Here is a 1,634-nt window from a genome sequence, read left to right on the forward strand (position 1 = left end):
CAAATTTTCAGTTCCAGAAAATTAGAATCAACATCTTGAGAGTAAACAGTTCTAACACTGCCAGCTAAAACCTGATGAAAATTAATTAACAATAATGTTGCAGCTAGGGCTAGAATCTTTTTCATAATTAAGGGAATAGGGAACAGGGAACAGGGAACAGGGAACAAGGGATGGAAATCATTGTTGTAGCTTTTTAATAAGAGCAATAATCATTCGGCTCTCCTCTCGAAGTAAGAAAATAATCGGTTCTATGTCTGTTTCCTTAGATAATCCCACCCGTTGAGATAAAATAATATGTGTTTCTAATTCGTTAAGTGACCCTTGGGCGATATTCAAAAATCTAATATACTCAGGTGTTGTTCTTCTTCCATATCCCTCTGCTATATTAGCTGGAATAGATGCCGCAGATCGCCTGATTTGTTGTACCATGCCATATAGTTCGTCTTTGGGGAAAAGCTTAGTTAAGAAATAACAATTTTCTGCTATATCCATGCCTTTTTGCCAAATTTTCAAGTCTTTAAAATCATTAATATCTGACACTTAAAACCTCTCATTTTACTTTTCTGTTCCCTGTTCCCTGTTCCCTGTTCCCTTATAACGAAATCGTTTGATTAACGAATACCTGTACTGTCTGACCAGCATCAATCACGAACACTTTTTCTTGGCTATTTAATTGCCCAGAGCGGCTTTGATTAGATGCTTTAATACCTTCGAGAACATTGTTAAATGCACCTTCACCAAAAGCAGAGATGATATTTTTATCATCATTAGTAGTTGTAGTACTAGAAAATCCATTAGTATTAATGTTGGTCTGACTTCTTGGGCGATTCTGGATCTCAGCAGCCTTGGCAACACCGGCAATTACGGCCGACATCAAATCACTTCCTAAATTACTACCTTTGCGAGATTCGGCTTTGAGGAAACTGCCGTTCTTCGACATAATTAAAACAGCGTTTTCTGGCAGTTTCTTTTCTTGCGTGTTTCCTTCGGAATTAATTAAAACTGAAACCCCGCGCAATTGGGCAAATCCTGAGCCATTTGAATTAGTCAATTGAGCTACCAGATAAGAACCCGTGGGTAACACTTCACTACCATCTGATGCTTTCAATGGAAGGGATATCTTAATCAGGTAATTTTGACTGATATCATCATTAGCCCCCCAAAATATTGGTGTCTCTAGTCGTCCTTCTGTAGTACTACCAACTAAAATACGCTTTGTATTATAATCAGTTGTTTGTGCAGTAGTTTGATTTTTAACTTCTGTACTTGACCCTATTCCCCCTTTTATCCCACTGGGGTTTAATTGTTCATCATCAGAGTTGACTGAACTACTGAAACTACCAACGTTTGCAACAGCAAGCCATTGTTGCATCGGGTCTAGAGGTTGAGTTTTTACAGCCGAACTTGCATTGGGGATTATTCGTGCTACTTGTTTTGGTTGGGATTGAGGTTGAATAACTGGCAACGAGCGTCTAACCGATGTATTAATTCTCGGTGGAAAGGGATTTCTAGAAACTGTTACTGGTTGTGTACGCTGAGGTATTGTTCTTGTCGGTGGTGGAGCTACCGTCACAGGTGTGAATGTGGGACTAGGTGTTGCTGTTGCTTCCGCTTTTTGATCGCGGATTTTCTTA

At 39.2% G+C, this 1,634-nt stretch carries 2 protein-coding genes; both read right to left on the bottom strand.

Going from position 1 to position 1,634, the window contains the following annotated elements:
* Positions 1-177: 177 nt before the first annotated feature.
* Entirely contained in the window at positions 178-540 is a 363-nt protein-coding gene (locus tag ACWATR_RS39885; RefSeq protein WP_460345877.1) for a four helix bundle protein, read from the bottom strand.
* A gap of 52 nt (positions 541-592) precedes the next feature.
* Positions 593-1,634: hypothetical protein (locus ACWATR_RS39890; protein WP_460345879.1), on the bottom strand; the 1,042-nt coding region annotated here is incomplete at its 5' end.

Source organism: Nostoc sp. UIC 10890 (assembly GCF_054786515.1).